This window comes from Acinetobacter sp. YH12205 (assembly GCF_013418125.1).
Lineage (GTDB): Bacteria > Pseudomonadota > Gammaproteobacteria > Pseudomonadales > Moraxellaceae > Acinetobacter > Acinetobacter towneri.
The window spans coordinates 240,674-255,084 of record NZ_VPCQ01000002.1; the positions used below are offsets into that span (position 1 = coordinate 240,674).

The 14,411-nt window shown below is 38.6% G+C and carries 12 protein-coding genes; 4 read left to right on the top strand and 8 right to left on the bottom strand.

What is annotated here, in order from left to right; translation table 11 throughout:
• Positions 1-10 precede the first annotated feature (10 nt).
• A complete protein-coding gene (locus tag FTU92_RS03525) occupies positions 11-982 on the bottom strand; it encodes an alpha/beta hydrolase (RefSeq protein WP_171525034.1) in 972 nt (323 codons plus the stop codon).
• Between the two features lie 315 nt (positions 983-1,297).
• On the opposite strand from FTU92_RS03525, the gene FTU92_RS03530 reads away from it, so the two are divergent.
• On the top strand, positions 1,298-1,747 hold the full coding sequence (locus tag FTU92_RS03530) for a universal stress protein (RefSeq protein ID WP_004973248.1): 450 nt from the start codon (positions 1,298-1,300) through the stop codon (positions 1,745-1,747).
• A gap of 50 nt (positions 1,748-1,797) precedes the next feature.
• Entirely contained in the window at positions 1,798-2,244 is a 447-nt protein-coding gene (locus FTU92_RS03535; RefSeq protein WP_004973247.1) for a universal stress protein, read from the top strand.
• Between the two features lie 159 nt (positions 2,245-2,403).
• On the opposite strand, the gene FTU92_RS03540 is transcribed toward FTU92_RS03535, so the two are convergent.
• Both FTU92_RS03540 and gorA read right to left on the bottom strand, forming a co-directional pair.
• A complete protein-coding gene (locus tag FTU92_RS03540) occupies positions 2,404-2,622 on the bottom strand; it encodes a hypothetical protein (RefSeq protein WP_004973244.1) in 219 nt (72 codons plus the stop codon).
• A 489-nt stretch (positions 2,623-3,111) separates the two neighbouring features.
• On the bottom strand, positions 3,112-4,464 hold the full coding sequence (gene gorA, locus FTU92_RS03545) for a glutathione-disulfide reductase (protein ID WP_096900890.1): 1,353 nt from the start codon (positions 4,462-4,464) through the stop codon (positions 3,112-3,114).
• Between the two features lie 329 nt (positions 4,465-4,793).
• Here gorA and FTU92_RS03550 point away from each other — a divergent pair, with 329 nt between their 5' ends.
• Positions 4,794-5,048: a hypothetical protein gene (locus FTU92_RS03550; protein ID WP_004973239.1), complete on the top strand. Its 255-nt coding sequence runs from the start codon at positions 4,794-4,796 to the stop codon at positions 5,046-5,048.
• A gap of 78 nt (positions 5,049-5,126) precedes the next feature.
• On the opposite strand, the gene pepN is transcribed toward FTU92_RS03550, so the two are convergent.
• Positions 5,127-7,736 carry an aminopeptidase N gene (gene pepN, locus FTU92_RS03555; RefSeq protein WP_131260801.1) on the bottom strand — a complete coding sequence of 870 codons (2,610 nt, stop codon included), beginning with the start codon at positions 7,734-7,736 and terminating at the stop codon, positions 5,127-5,129.
• Between the two features lie 371 nt (positions 7,737-8,107).
• Between pepN and FTU92_RS03560 the strand changes: the two genes are divergently transcribed.
• Positions 8,108-9,265 (top strand): hypothetical protein, encoded by a 1,158-nt coding sequence (locus tag FTU92_RS03560; RefSeq protein WP_004973232.1) that lies wholly within the window; start codon positions 8,108-8,110, stop codon positions 9,263-9,265.
• Positions 9,266-9,379: 114 nt separating this feature from the next.
• Here FTU92_RS03560 and FTU92_RS03565 read toward each other — a convergent pair whose 3' ends face one another.
• The 4 genes from FTU92_RS03565 to FTU92_RS03580 all read right to left on the bottom strand — a co-directional run bounded on the left by FTU92_RS03565 (position 9,380) and on the right by FTU92_RS03580 (position 14,381).
• Positions 9,380-10,111 carry a hypothetical protein gene (locus tag FTU92_RS03565; RefSeq protein WP_136144030.1) on the bottom strand — a complete coding sequence of 244 codons (732 nt, stop codon included), beginning with the start codon at positions 10,109-10,111 and terminating at the stop codon, positions 9,380-9,382.
• Between the two features lie 504 nt (positions 10,112-10,615).
• Positions 10,616-13,255: a bifunctional aconitate hydratase 2/2-methylisocitrate dehydratase gene (locus FTU92_RS03570; RefSeq protein ID WP_096900892.1), complete on the bottom strand. Its 2,640-nt coding sequence runs from the start codon at positions 13,253-13,255 to the stop codon at positions 10,616-10,618.
• Positions 13,256-13,551: 296 nt separating this feature from the next.
• On the bottom strand, positions 13,552-13,821 hold the full coding sequence (locus tag FTU92_RS03575; RefSeq protein WP_004973220.1) for a hypothetical protein: 270 nt from the start codon (positions 13,819-13,821) through the stop codon (positions 13,552-13,554).
• Positions 13,822-14,021: 200 nt separating this feature from the next.
• Complete coding sequence (locus FTU92_RS03580; RefSeq protein ID WP_178318665.1) at positions 14,022-14,381, bottom strand: hypothetical protein; 360 nt, start codon at positions 14,379-14,381, stop codon at positions 14,022-14,024.
• Between the last annotated feature and the right edge of the window lie 30 nt (positions 14,382-14,411).

Below are 14,411 nucleotides of genomic sequence, written 5' to 3' on the forward strand. Positions count from 1 at the left end.
TCGTATTGATTTATTGTATGCGCGATACATTAGGGTCTGCTGTGCTTCGGATAAATTCTACTGTTTTAGCAAAAGTTTGCTGGCTTTCTTTTTGGTGCATAAAAAATTGATATTCGTGAATTAACCATGCTTTTGTATCTGGATAAAATGCTGTCGTCACAGGAATCTGCTGTTGCTGTAAAGCATGCAGCATCGGCATAGATTGAGTTTCTGTTAAAAAGTCTTTGTTACCACCACTGATAAATACCGCAGGATAGTTTGCCGTTAAATGTTGAATAGGCGAAATATTCTTCAGAAATTCACTGTCCTGTTTCCGATCTCCCGTGTAAGCCTGCACCAAATTATAAACACCCCACTCTACGATATTCATTTCATCTGGCGCAGTTTCAACAAACGCTTTTAGATCATAAATCCCGCAGTGCAAAATCAGCCCTTTAAGTTGTTTGTGCTGAATAGTCGGTTGTAAATTAGACTGCTGTGCAAATGCAGGATTACTCAATAATGCGGCATAATGGCTAGCTAAATTCGCCCCTGCAGAATCACCTGCCAAATATAATTGTTGTGGATTAAGCTGATACTTTTCTGCATGTTGCGTGATGTAATTTAAAGCCTGATCAATTTGTTGCAACTGAGTAGGATAAGTTGCATGCGGGGCGAATTGATATTGTACTGCAATTACATTAAAGCCCTGCGCGGCTAATAATTTAAAATAGCCACGTGCATGTGCTTTTGAGCCCGCAATCCAGCCACCACCATGAATCCAGACAATTGTCGGGCGTGCGGCTAAATCTTGCAATTGACTGTTTTGATACAAGTCAAAACTCAAATTAGGCTGCGTTGCATACACAATATCATGTTGCACTTGTATATTTTTGGGTGCATAGCGATCCATGATTTTCTGCTGCAAGCCTGTGGTGAGATTAAATGCACTAGCAATGATTCGACTGTTCTGCTGCGTGGTTTGACAAGCACTTAACAACATAAAACACAGCAACATCCAAATTATTTTCAAACCACATTTCCCTCAAGATTCATAGGCACAATTCAAACCCAAGTAATTTAAAATTAAATTATGAAGGTCTATTTATTTTTGCAAATTTAGCATCTTATTTTATCGTATAGCTTTGCCGTTGAGTTGAGTAAATTCATCATCTTCAGCTTATCTTTTCTTTCAGCAAATTTGGCGGGTAATTAAATGAATTATCAATCTTTTTTCAGATTTTAAATTGAACCTATATAGACTATATGCTATCAATAAAGTGTAAGGCGAATAATCATAATTTCTGGAGTTACCCGCATGTCGTACCAAAATATTTTAGTCCCTGTAGATGGTTCACAAATTTCTTTTTCAGCGGTCAAACATGCAGCTGAAATTGCCAAAGTATTTAACAGTAAACTCACCTTAATTAGCCTTGTTGCGGAAGACCCATTTACTGATTCTGACTTTTACTATAATTATTCATCTGCCATTATGAAAGAATACTTTGTGCAAGCGACAGCCAATGCACAAAAGGCATTAAAAGAAGCAGATGAAATTGCGAAAGCAGTGGGTGTAAATGCAGAAACTCGCGTGGTTGAGGGTTTGGTATCTGCTGAAGGTGTAATCAAAACTGCGAAAGACTTAAATGCCGATGTGATTGTGATGGGTTCACATGGTCGTAAAGGTTTCCAAAAATTATTATTGGGTAGCTTTGCCACAGACGTATTACGTCATACAGAATTACCTGTGCTTGTAGTTAAAGCTTAATCACTATTTTAAGCCATATTTTCATCATAAATTTTTAATAAGGATTTGCCATGACAACTTATAAACACTTACTTGTTCCAGTAGATGAGTCACCTATGTCTTATGCTGCAGCCGAACAAGCACTTTCATTGGCAAAAGATCTAAATTGCCCTGTTACTATTATGAGTGTAATTGCAGTTGATCCTTTTGTAGGCGTGGACTTCTACAAAGTTGCACCAGCAATTACCGATTATTTCATGCAGGCTGAACAAAATGCACAAAATCGTTTGGCTGAAATTCAGCAATCCTTTAGCCGTGAAGGTATTTCGGTAGATACTAAAATTATCCGCGGTGTTGCAGCCTCTGAAGGGATTGTACAAATTGCCAATGAAATTGGTGCTGACCTGATTATTATGGGTTCGCATGGCCGTACTGGCGTGAAAAAGATGATGCTCGGTAGCGTTGCCCAAAACGTACTGACTCAGTCTCCTGTTCCTGTTTTGATTGTTAAGGTTTAATTCATTACCAACTGTGCTCTGCCACAGTAAAAGATAAAATAAAAAAATCCCGTTCGCCAATGAACGGGATTTTTCTGGATAAAACTTTTAAAAGCTTTTCTAAATTACATATTATGCAATCCAGTTTAGCTAGGTTGAATATTCATTTCAGACCAAAACTTAATTAACCCGATGCGGTAAACGGAACATTTCATGCGTATCGGTATAAAAACTGCGACCATCTAAATTCAGTTCAATTTCCTGACCACATTCCAACAACACATGTTTTCCGACTTCGACCCATTTAAAACCATCACGGGTATTTTGCTTTTTCTTTGATGCCACCAAAGACACCATAATTTCACGACCATTCACTGCTTTCGCAAGCATTGTTTGCATTTTTTTCAATATTTACACCAATTCATTTATAACTTACACATCAAGCTCAAATTAAAATTTTGAGCATAGTTTTTTAATACAACAACATTCATCACACTTAATTTGCAGTGCATAAAATAAATGCAGCACAGCATGATGATGAATAACTACGAGAGAATAGAGATATTTTTATTGTACAAGTTATATTATAACATAGATTTAAAGTCTTTGCAGCATGGACTACAAAGTTGTAAAGATAAACTTAATAAAACAAAAATTTCTTAATCAAACCTTAATCATTTTCGTGAGATAATCTACCCCAGACACAATGGATGGTGTTTGATCGCACAAGCCCACTTCGGTGGGTTTCTTATTAGGCTAACTAAATAACGATAACAAACTTTATCTTTCTGACGTTTATCTTCTGATTTTTTATCTACAAATTTCAAAAATAAAAAAGAGTATGGATTTTTTTAACCCATACTCTTTGTGTGCGACTACGCTACTCCATTAGCGCATAGTCACAAATTCTTCTGCAGCAGTTGGATGAATTGCGACAGTATTGTCAAAATCTTGCTTGGTCGCGCCCATTTTGACCGCGACTGCAAAACCTTGCAAAATTTCATCCATGCCATAGCCAATACCATGCACGCCCACGACTTTCTGTTCATCACCAACGCAGACCAATTTCATTTTAGACACTTGACGATGCTGAGTTACAGCCGTGTACATTGAGGTAAAAGAAGATTGATAGACTTTGACCTGATCTTGCCCAAACTGTTCAATGGCTTGCGCTTCACTTAAACCCACCGTACCAATAGGCGGATGACTAAAGACCACCGTGGCAACATTTTGATAATCTAAATATTCATTTGGTTTGTGATTGAATAAACGTTCAGACAATTTACGTCCTGCGGCAACAGCAACGGGTGTCAGCTCAATTTTTCCAATAATATCGCCCACCGCATAAATACCTGCTTGGCTGGTATTTTGGAATTGATCTACTGCGATATATCCTTTTTCATCAATCTGCACATTTGCAGCAGCCAAGTTCAATGCTTGTGTATTTGGTTTACGTCCAACTGCCCAAATCAGACAATCGACCTCATGCTGTGAACCATCTTCAAGATGTAATAACAAAGACTGATCCGCTTGGCGAGTGACTTTCTTTGGAATGGCTTGCGTATGCACTTGGATATGTTCATCACGCATACATTCAAGTAATGTTTCACCTAAAAATTGATCTAAACTACGCAGCGGCAATTGTTTACGAATAAACAATCCAACTTCTGAACCCAACCCATTTAAAACACCTGCTAACTCTACGGCAATATAACCCGAACCGACAATTGCCGTGCGTTTTGGTAATTGTTGCAATTCAAAGAAACCGTTTGAATCAATTCCTAGCTCTGCCCCTTCAATATCTGGACGTGTTGGCTCAGTTCCTGTGGCTATTAAAATGTGATCTGCAGTGTATTGCTGCTGATTTACTTCAACTGTTTTTTCATTTACAAAACGAGCAAAGCCCTGAATCACATCAACATTGTTTTTAGCTAAACCTGATTGATACGATGCATGGATACGCTGAATATAAGCTTGACGATTTTGAATTAACGTATTCCAATCATGCGATTTTAATTCAGTATTAAAACCATAATCTGGGCCGTATTTTTGAATAGCATCGGCGATTTGCGCAGAATACCACATCACTTTTTTAGGCACACACCCCACATTGACACAAGTCCCGCCCAAATCTGCAACTTCAATTAATGCACATTTTTTACCATATTGCGCCGCGCGATTGGCCGAAGCAATACCACCACTTCCTGCCCCAATTACCAAATAGTCATAATGTTTAGCCATTTCATGCCTCAATTTTTCGTGATTTTTTAGATACTCATCTGCAGAAATTCAGCGCAGAAAAACATTCATTTTCATCAAAACTAACACATAAAACTGCATTTCCCAAGTCAGCCATATTGTCTAAATACACAAAATCGACACACTGTCATTCAATTGATTTCACTGCCAATAAAACTGACTATTCACTTAAATTTTACGCTTTTAAGGCTATAATATAAATTTGATTTTTTATCATTGGGGTCAATGTGAAGCAGTGGGTTTACGTTCTGATATGTAGCTTTATCACTTTCGGCTGTTCCCCATCCCAACCGTCAGATCAAGCCCCAAGCATGTTTGATGAACTCGATCTCATCAATACCAAAATGAATGAAATCTTGCTTCGCGATTTAGATAACTATTCTGCAGATGAGCGCAAACATATTATTTGTGAAGAATATACGCAGATTTACAAACATGAATATATGCCAATTGTACTTAAAAATTCTAAACCTGAAGATCGGCAATATAACGAGAAAAAATTACTTGCTGAATTAAATGAAACTTACACCAACTATAAAAATGAATATCAAATTCGCTGTGACTAAGCTAGATTATTTTTAATGTATTCCAGCCACAAAAAAGCCATTTCAACGAATTGATGAAATGGCTTTTAGTTTTTTAACTTAAACCTCTAACATACTATTTAGGGTTTCAACCACGTTTTTAGATTTCACCACAGACTGCAAATTTAGCAACGCTGCTTGCACTTGGTTACGTTGTGGCTCTGCCAAAGTGTACCAACGCGACAACACCTGCAATAAACGCGAACCTACAATTGGGTTTTTCTCATCTAAATACTTGGCTAAGTCAATAAAATGCTGAACACCAAAACTCCATGTATTCACAGGGTTGCTATTTAAACCACCACTGACTGAACGAATACGGTTAGGTGTACCCAAATCATAATCAGGATGTGCAGTTAAAGCCTGAATGGTTTCAGCTGTCGCTTTTGGATGTGAAGCTTGAACCATAAACCATTGATCAAGTGCTAAAGCTTCATCTTTAAAACGTGTATAAAAATCTTCCAAAGCAGCTTTGGCTTGCGGTGCATCATTCCACACCAAGACACGCAATGCCCCTAAACGCTCAGACATATTTCGAGTTGTTTGGTATTGCTGCTTTGCCAGCTCAAACGCTTCGGCATCGCCCTGACGTGCCATTAACGCCAACATGATATTCTTTAAAGCACGTACACCCATTGCCTGAGAGAAATCTTGCTGCATGTCTGGATCAAGGCTTAAATAGGTTTCTTTGCAGAATGCACCAAGTTCGCGCGCCAATGTATCTAACAGCGCATTGCGTTGTTGCTGAATTTTTTCAGGTTGATAATTTTGATCAATACGGCTGCCCAAATAGCCTTCAGAAGGTACATCAAAAATACGTGATGCCAACAAAGGATCTTTTTCAATTAAAGCAGGTACTGTATTTTTCATGGCTTGCAAATAAGTATCTGCTGCATGTTCTTCCAATAAAATACGTTCCAATAGAGTCTGAGTCGCCTGCCACTGGTTAAAGCCATTGGTTTCGTGCTGCATTAAAAATGCCAATTCATCATTAGAATAGTTAAATTCTAAATTCACAGGTGCAGAAAAATTACGCAATAAAGAAACAACGGGATGCGCAGTTATACCGCTAAATTCAATACTTGCTTGTGCCTGATCAAACAAATACACACCATCTTTTACTGAGTTTTCAACCAAAGCTTCAGACTGCAAAATATATTGCTCGCCTGTTTCTGCATTGAACAATGCCAATGCAACAGGAATAGGCAATGCTTTTAAGTTTGGATATTTGGCATTGCTTTTCAGACTTTGTTTTAAATTTAAACGATAAACCTGCGCAGCCGCATCGTATTCGCCCTGCACTTCAAGCTTTGGTGTGCCTGGTTGATTGTACCAAGTCAGGAAATTAGATAAATCGACACCTGAACCTGCGCTTAAAGCATTGACCCAATCTTCAACCGTGACTGCTTGTCCATCATGACGACGGAAATATTCATCACTACCTTTACGGAATTTTTCTTTACCGAGTAAAGTCGACATCATGCGGTTAATTTCCGCACCTTTTTCATAGACTGTTGCGGTATAGAAGTTATTAATTTCTACAAAATGATCTGGACGTGGCGGGTGCGATAACGGGCCAGAATCTTCGGGGAATTGATGTGCTTTGAGCACCGCCACATCATCAATACGCTGTACTGCGGCAGACTGTAAATCTTCAGAGAAAGATTGGTCACGGAACACCGTTAAACCTTCTTTTAAACACAACTGGAACCAATCGCGGCAAGTAATACGGTTACCTGTCCAGTTATGAAAATATTCATGCGCAATCACGGACTGTACGCGCATAATTGCGGCATCTGTGGTGTATTCTTCATCGGCCAATACACATGACGTATTGAAAATATTCAGACCTTTATTTTCCATTGCGCCCATATTGAAGGCACTGGTCGCCACAATCATATAATTATCTAAATCATACGGCAGACCATAGTGTTCTTCATCCCAACGCATCGAATGTTTTAACGCTTGCATAGCAATTTTGCATTTTGGAATGTCTTTTTCTTCTGCATAAATTTCCAGTGCAACATTACGCCCTTCAGATGTCACATAATGGTCTTTCATGACTGCCAAATCGCCAATCACACAAGCAAATAAATAGCTTGGCTTTTTGGTCGGGTCTTGCCAAATCGCATAATGACGACCTTCGCCTGCTTCACCTGTTTCTAACAAGTTGCCGTTTGCCAATAACACAGGATATTTTTTATCGGCTTCAACACGTGTGGTAAATACCGACAATACGTCTGGGCGGTCAGGATAGAAGGTAATTTTACGGAAACCTTCAGGCTCGTTTTGGGTAACAAATAAATCAGAACTTGCCTGATATAAGCCTTCAAGTTGCGTATTGCTTTCAGGATGAATGATCACGATGGTTTCTAACGTGACTTGATCAGGTGCATTTGCAATGCGAAGCTGCTCACTATCTAATTGATAGTCACTTTCCGATAATTCCGTGCCATTCAAAATAATAGATTTCAATTCTAAATCACGGCCCAATAACACCAAATCGCCTGCAGTCTGACGCTGCATTTTCAATGTTGCACCCACTTGGGTGTAATCTGCATAGACTTGAATATCTAGCTCTACAGCATCTACCAAGAATGAAGGTTTTTGATAGTCTTTTAAATAGATAGTTTGGCTGGCTTCAACCATAGGATTTGCTGCAATATTCATCTTGTCCTCATTCTTTGTGGCGATGCGCTTGTTTTTGTAAAGTTGCAATGATCATACGACAACTTTCAACATCTGTCTGCGCACAATCTATTTCAGTCTTATTCAACAATGCTGATTTATATGGGCGCTCAACCCAAGCTTTTCAATCCTATCTGGATTAATCCTGTACAAGTAACATAAAAGCAGACTGTTTAAATCAATACCTGTATTGCTATTACGCGTAAATTTAATATTTTGATATGCAACTTCACTTCAAATACGACCAACACAGGCTAATTTTGATGATGATCAAAAGCACAGAAGCTTCCACTTTTCAGTACACAAGCCATGTATAATGACATATCACGATTTACTTGAGCTTCTATTTCACAATGCTACAAATTCTGCAAAAACAATTAGATGAAAGCACATTATGCCCTTTGTGTCAGGCATCTATGTATTGGGTAGAAGCAGAACAATATGAGCAGGAATTAAATTTTCACCAATGTAGTCATTGTGAACATCGCATCTTTCAAAATAGCCAACAACAAAACTGTCATTGCGCAAGCTGTACCCAACAACGCAAAAAAATCATGGCGGAAACCCGCTTGCAAGAACAACAAAAATTCAAAAAACAGGATGCACCTGAACGCGAATTAAATCAGCTGCGTTTTATAGATAAATTATTTTTATTGAGTATTTTAGATCAGCATGCACAGGAACATATTCCACATGAAGAATTTATAGATTGGGAAAAAATCAAGTATTTAAATATTACCCCCAACTATTTTTTCCAGCACGGCATGATCAAACATTTGCTAAAAGAGCAAATATTAATTGCCAAAGATTTTGCCGAAAATGCGCAGCAATATTATATCAATGTCCGTTTAGATGGTTATTCTGAACCAAGCTTATTCAGCATTGCACAACAATTACGTTATTGGTTTTATGAAAATCTGAGTATGGGCACACCGTTCAAAACAGCAGATGAAGTCAAAGATGCGCTGTATTTATTGCTGTATCAAGAGATTGTGCAGTTTATGCAATTTTATTGTCGGACTTGGGGAATACAAATTGCGGGCAACCATAGTTTTCAGAGCTTTTGCTACCGACTTTTAGATGTCTTGGCGGTTGGGCAAATTTATTACTTGGTGCAAACTGCTTTGGAATTTTTATACCAACAAAAAGCACTCAAACCGCGTAATGAAAACTTTATTAATACCAATTTACTGAAAAAGACTGTGCAGCAATACCGAGAACGGTCAGTGGCTGAAAAATGGGAGACCTCTACCCTGCCACGCCCGCCTAATTTGCCTTTCAGCTATATGAGCGAAATTTTATTCTTCCGCTTTTTGGGTTATGACGAAAGGATTTTCTTTCAACCTGTGTGGCGTTCTTGGCGAAAAATTGAAGCACGACTTAAATTTTATTCACTTAAACGCTGTATGCACTGCGGATCGGATGAACTGACTGTCGATTATGACGCAGAAAATTATGTGTCCTTATTTTGTCGCAACTGCAAACATCAAGATCATTATTTCACTCAATAAAACTTTGGTGAAGATGATGGTTACACCCCATCACTGTCCAAATTCATCATCTACTGCAGTATAGAGTCAACAGGATACGTACAGAGGATTACAGTTTTTCGATGTGATAAGCACCTAATCCACTTTTCTGTTTAGTGCTAAATTGAGTGCCGTTTCAGATAAAGTTTTACCGTCTAATTTACAAATACACATAATGCCCCAACCATCAAAATAATCAGGCGCGTGCTGCAAAAAGAAATTGGAATGTACATCTTGCGGAATTCTCAAATGCATCAGTTGCTCAAAACTTCGTGCTGGAGAATGAGTTTCATGCACATATACGCCTTCACCGCGCTTTTGAATTTCAGGATACCGTGCCGCCATAAGCTGCAAAACTTCATGATATTCCTTAGGCATAGTTTTCCCGACTCTTGGGAAAAAACTTTTAGAACGCGAAGCAAACAAAGAATAAATCTTCGGTTGATTAATGCTAATCACAAACCACAATGGAATAAATGGATTTTTTAAGCGTCGATTCAACATGGCTTTGACTGCACTTGGAATCGTCAAATTTTGTTTTTGATATTCAGACAAAAAACCCGCTCGTGAATTGACCACATGCATAGGCTGTTCATTATAATGAATCAAAATAAAAGGAATAACATTTTGCCCAACCACTTGATCTCGATCATGATATTGAATAACCATGACTGCGATTGCATCGGGGTCATAAACAAAGGCTTTAAATTCTTCTAAACTCGAATTTGGAAAGATTTTTTGATCGAATTGATAAATTTTTTCAAAAAAATACGATTGCTGCTGCATTGAAAGCGCTTTAAAGTCAAAAACTGTTTCTATTAAATTCATAAAAACAACCCAGTTTCATATTTAAAGAGAGACGCAAAATTTTTTTAATTGGTCAATGCATTAATAATATGACACATTTTAATTACATAATTTTACAATCATTATAGTAAGTTATTAAAAAATATCCAATTTCATTAAAATTAAAACTAAGTAATTCATTTCAATAAAGTTTTTACCAAAAATTATAATTAAAATTGAATACCAGCATTAATCCATTATATTTTGTGACGCAGTTTACATTATTTTATGACAAACGGTATTGATAGGCAAATTTATATTGTTTTAATAAGTTAAATTCTAATTTTTTTCATAGCTTGCGCTTTTTTTTAAATCAGTTAGGTAAGCTGAAATATCACAATCTATGCTGATTTAAATATCATTCATTATTAGATTGAAATTTTACGCATAAAAATAAGGGCTGAATAATCAGCCCTTATTTGATCTTGCTTATCGCTCAACACTCGAACAAATCATAGATTTGCTCTTGCGTTTGCTTTTCCTAACTTAGGTCAACTGAGCAGCAGCAATTTTCTTAGTGTCTACATTCGCAGCAGCGTCTGTGTAGCTTTCCATCTGGTCAAAGTTCAAGTACTTGTAGATGTCAGCAGACATGCTGTCGATTTGAGAAGCGTACTGTTGGTATTCTTCTGGTGTTGGTAACTTACCAAGTACCGCTGCAACAGATGCAAGCTCAGCAGAAGCTAAGTAAACGTTTGCACCTTGACCTAAACGGTTCGGGAAGTTACGTGTAGAAGTAGATACTACAGTTGTGTTCGGTGCTACACGTGCTTGGTTACCCATACATAATGAACAACCTGGCATTTCTGTACGCGCACCCGCTTTACCATAAGTGTTGTAGAAGCCTTCTTCCATAAGTTGACGCTCGTCCATACGAGTTGGAGGCGCTAACCATAGACGAGTAGATAAAGAACCACCAGGAACTTTGTCTAATAACTTACCAGCAGCACGGAAGTGGCCGATGTTTGTCATACAAGAACCGATGAATACTTCATCAATTTTGTCGCCTTGAACGTCAGAAAGAAGTTTTGCATCATCTGGGTCGTTCGGGCAGCAAAGGATTGGTTCTTTGATGTCTGCAAGGTCAATTTCATATACTTTAGTGTATTCTGCGTCAGCATCAGCTTTAAGAAGTGATGGGTTCGCTAACCATTTTTCCATGTTCTCAACACGACGAGCCATAGTACGCGCATCGCCATAACCTTCAGAAATCATCCACTTAAGCATGGTGATGTTTGAACGAAGGTATTCAGCAACTTTCTCTTCAGAAAGTGTGATAGAACAACCTGCAGCTGAACGCTCAGCAGAAGCATCAGACAATTCAAATGCTTGTTCAACGGTTAAGTCAGTTTCCATTTCTGTTAAGTCGATTTCTAAGATACGACCAGAGAAGATGTTTTTCTTACCTTTCTTCTCTACAGTTAAGTCACCTTCTTTAATTGCGTAGTAAGGAATCGCATGTACAAGGTCACGTAAAGTGATACCAGGCTGCATTTTACCTTTGAACTTCACAAGTACAGACTCAGGCATGTCAAGTGGCATAACACCAGTTGCTGCAGCGAACGCTACAAGACCAGAACCCGCTGGGAAAGAAATACCAATTGGGAAACGAGTATGCGAGTCACCACCAGTACCTACTGTATCTGGAAGAAGCATACGGTTTAACCAAGAGTGGATAATACCGTCACCTGGACGTAAAGAAACACCACCACGGTTCATGATGAAGTCAGGAAGCGTGTGTTGCATTTGAACGTCAACTGGTTTTGGATACGCAGCTGTGTGACAGAAAGATTGCATTACTAAGTCTGCAGAGAAACCTAAGCAAGCTAAATCTTTTAATTCGTCACGTGTCATTGGACCTGTTGTATCTTGAGAACCAACAGTAGTCATCTTAGGTTCGCAGTAAGTACCTGGACGAACACCTTGACCTTCTGGAAGACCACAAGCGCGACCTACCATTTTTTGAGCTTGAGTGAAGCCTTTGCCTGTGTTTTCAGGTTGTACTGGAGTACGGAACAAAGTAGATGGTGCAAGACCTAAAGCTTCACGCGCTTTAGCTGTCAAACCACGACCAACGATCAAGTTAATACGACCGCCTGCACGTACTTCGTCTAGAAGCACTGGAGTTTTAAGTTCAGATTCAGCGATTTGTGCGCCGTCTTTGAACGCTGTTACTTTAGCAGCAGCATGGTCGATTTTAAGAGTGATTTCATCACCCATGTTCATATTAGAAACGTCGATTTCTACTGGTAAAGCACCCGCATCTTCCATTGTGTTAAAGAAGATTGGCGCAATTTTACCACCTAAGCAGTAGCCGCCATCTTTTTTGTTTGGAATGTGCGCGATTTCATCACCGAAGAACCAAAGTACAGAGTTAGTTGCAGACTTACGAGAAGAACCTGTACCAACAACGTCACCCACGTAAGCAACTTGGTTGCCTTTCGCGATAAGGTCTTTGATTTGGTTTAATGGACCAACTTCACCAGGAACTTCTGGGTTGATGCCATCACGTACGTTTTTCAACATTGCATTTGCGTGCAATGGAATGTCTGGACGACTCCATGCGTCTTGTGCAGGTGACAAGTCGTCAGTGTTGGTTTCGCCAGTAACTTTAAACACTGTAAGTTTGATTTCTTCAGGTACATCTTTACGGCTAGTGAACCATTCAGCATCAGCCCAAGATTGTAAAACTGCTTTCGCGTTTTCGTTACCTGCTTTTGCTTTGTCTGCTACGTCATGGAACGCATCAAATACAAGCAAAGTGTTTTTCAATGCTTCAGCTGCTAAGCCAGCCAATTCAGCATTGTCTAAAAGCTCTACTAAAGGTGCTACGTTATAACCACCAAGCATTGTACCTAGTAAGTAAACTGCGCGCTCTTTAGAAACGAGTGGAGAGGTTGCTTCACCTTTTGCTACAGCAGCTAAGAAAGCAGCTTTAACGTATGCCGCTTGGTCAACACCTGCAGGTACACGGTTTTCAATCAAATCAACCAAATAAGCTTCTTCGCCTGCTGGTGGATTTTTTAATAATTCAACTAATGCAGCTGTTTGCACATCATCAAGTGGCTTCGGTGGGACTCCGAGTGCGGCACGTTCTTCAACGTGTTGGCGGTAAGCTTCTAGCACGGTGTTATTCCTCTTTTTTAAAAAATTATTTGTGAATTCCTGCTTTTAAAGCATCACAAACAATATGGACTGCAAAATTTTACTAAACTTCAGGTTAAAAGTTAATGCAACTAGAGTGTTTCTTTGTGATGCCCATTATTTTATAACTAAATGATGCGCATATTGTTCAATTTACAGGCAAAACACGACTTAATTTTAACTTTGTCTGTATGTACACTAACTTTTCGCCTAAAGTTTAACTCGTAAAAAAGGCAACGCTCATGTTGCCTGTTCTAATGAATGAATGATATTCCACCTTAGTGTACTGTCGTAGCTTGAAGATAGTGCTGTAATTGTTCACGACTACCTTCAAACTTGAGTTGAATTTCATCTTCATGCAGCATGCAATGTTCTGCACTGGTAAACGAAATTTGAACTTGATATATCTTTGCAGGTGCATCAATTTGCTGACGTAAATACACCCGATCACCTAAACTTAAAACATAATGACTGCCGCCAATCACTGCGACACCTTGTTCATCTTCTAAGAGCAAATCTGCATTATGCAGGTAAGCAACCACTTCCATTATGCGCTCCTACTGTTTTTGTTATCTTTTTAATTATTCATGAAAAAGATAAGCTTTGCCAGTTTTAAGATTTAGAACTTGTCACAATTTATTTGTTATTTATTTTAGTTTTAGACGTTTTATTTACTTAGGCTATTTTTGATAAAAGATATAGAGGTACAAAACATATTTCAATTTTAATTCATAAAAAAACCGTTCTTTTAGAACGGTTTGTAATCAGGCATTTTATCATGCGGGGTCGCGATACATTTTTCAGTAAATTGCGTACGGACTTTTTCACGTGCCGCATCAACATCACCATTAATTTCTTCAAGTGGCAATGCATATACTTGCTCAATAATCTCTGAGATAAAATTACGGGTAATGTCATCTTCAATTTTATTGGCATGCTCAATGGCACGTTCTTTTTCAATCGCATTTTGACGATCTAGCATGATGGTACGCGCAGCATTGCCAACACTTCGGCAATAGCCTTGCCATTGTTCTTCAGGGGTTAAGGGTTTCTTTTCTGCACAACCCATTAATACAAGCACTGCAGTCACCACCAAAATCTTTTTCATTGAAGCTCTCCTGTTGTGCTTATGATAATC

Excerpts from the sequence above, each read along its gene's own strand:
- FTU92_RS03560 (WP_004973232.1), top strand. The coding sequence starts at position 8,108 with ATGCTACAAATTCTGCAAAAACAATTAGATGAAAGCACATTATGCCCT.
- FTU92_RS03535 (WP_004973247.1), top strand. The coding sequence starts at position 1,798 with ATGACAACTTATAAACACTTACTTGTTCCAGTAGATGAGTCACCTATG.
- FTU92_RS03550 (WP_004973239.1), top strand. The coding sequence starts at position 4,794 with ATGTTTGATGAACTCGATCTCATCAATACCAAAATGAATGAAATCTTG.
- FTU92_RS03530 (WP_004973248.1), top strand. The coding sequence starts at position 1,298 with ATGTCGTACCAAAATATTTTAGTCCCTGTAGATGGTTCACAAATTTCT.
- gorA (WP_096900890.1), bottom strand. The coding sequence starts at position 4,464 with ATGGCTAAACATTATGACTATTTGGTAATTGGGGCAGGAAGTGGTGGT.
- FTU92_RS03525 (WP_171525034.1), bottom strand. The coding sequence starts at position 982 with ATGTTGTTAAGTGCTTGTCAAACCACGCAGCAGAACAGTCGAATCATT.
- FTU92_RS03565 (WP_136144030.1), bottom strand. The coding sequence starts at position 10,111 with ATGAATTTAATAGAAACAGTTTTTGACTTTAAAGCGCTTTCAATGCAG.
- FTU92_RS03575 (WP_004973220.1), bottom strand. The coding sequence starts at position 13,821 with ATGGAAGTGGTTGCTTACCTGCATAATGCAGATTTGCTCTTAGAAGAT.
- pepN (WP_131260801.1), bottom strand. The coding sequence starts at position 7,736 with ATGAATATTGCAGCAAATCCTATGGTTGAAGCCAGCCAAACTATCTAT.
- FTU92_RS03580 (WP_178318665.1), bottom strand. The coding sequence starts at position 14,381 with ATGAAAAAGATTTTGGTGGTGACTGCAGTGCTTGTATTAATGGGTTGT.
- FTU92_RS03540 (WP_004973244.1), bottom strand. The coding sequence starts at position 2,622 with ATGCAAACAATGCTTGCGAAAGCAGTGAATGGTCGTGAAATTATGGTG.